This is a genomic window from Vibrio genomosp. F10 str. 9ZD137, from assembly GCF_049974785.1.
GTDB lineage: Bacteria > Pseudomonadota > Gammaproteobacteria > Enterobacterales > Vibrionaceae > Vibrio.
The window spans coordinates 1-1006 of sequence record NZ_JBNGCJ010000936.1 but is presented as its reverse complement, the minus strand read 5'-3'; the positions used below and the strand labels follow the sequence as shown (position 1 = coordinate 1006).

Annotated in this window: 1 protein-coding gene; it reads right to left on the bottom strand. The window is 46.6% G+C overall.

Going from position 1 to position 1006, the window contains the following annotated elements:
* Positions 1 to 1006: calcium-binding protein (locus ACP45E_RS20570; RefSeq protein WP_017038686.1), on the bottom strand; the 1006-nt coding region annotated here is incomplete at both ends.

Below are 1006 nucleotides of genomic sequence, written 5' to 3'. Positions count from 1 at the left end.
TTTGATGCGGTAATCGTATCGGCGAGATCCGTGCCTTCAAGGGTAATGTTGTAATCACCCGCACCGCTTGCATCCAGTGTTCGCCCTGTAACATCCGTATCCAGAGTCAATGCTTTAAGATAGATGCTATCGATGTCGGTGTAGGTGTCTTCTTCATCACTACCCACTTTCAATTTGTTGGCCGTCAATTCAAAGTCTGCGGTACGCGCTGCAATAAATTCGTTTTCGCCTCCGTTACCAAAAATTGAATCGTTGCCAGCCCCCCCCACAAACACATCATCAGCCGAACCGCCAATGAGAGTATCGTCTCCATCTCCACCTAACAGGTTGACTCGAACATCAGCGCGTGAAAAGTCGAAATAGTTTTCCCCACTGCCACCTTCAGCAGCAAGAAGATCAACATCCACTAAAGTTACGACTTGATTAGCGGTATCAGTAAAATCGGCGCCATCCCAAGAGCCACCTTGATAAGTAAAGTCTTCCCCCGCTTTATCAACTGAAAGGGTGATATCGATTCCACCGTTTCCTGTTTCACGGAAGAGCACGGAATCAAAGCCGTCTCCACCGTCAACACTGTCACCGAAATCAACAACGAATACGTTGTTATTGGTATCGCCCACAAAGCTGTCATCGAAACTGGAGCCTAGGAGCGTATTGATACCACTTATAGAATCAAAACCGGTGGCCGACCCTTGTTCCAGATCGACGCTAATTGCTTCACTATACTGGCTATAATCCAAATAATCGGTGCCACTTCCCGACAATTCATCAAACCCTGAGAACGAGACCTGAGTTGAAGAGGCTTTATCGACAATGGTGCCAAGCTGCTCTTCTAACGTCGATAAGATCCCTTCGCCTTCATCGGTCACATTCCAACTGTAACTGTTATTAATCGCTGATAGCGTATGTTGTGATTCTTCACTGCTTGTTGCTTCTAATACGTCTGTATTTAAGAATTCAACAATCCCGTTCGATCCCAACGACCCCGAGTTATCACCACTGACCT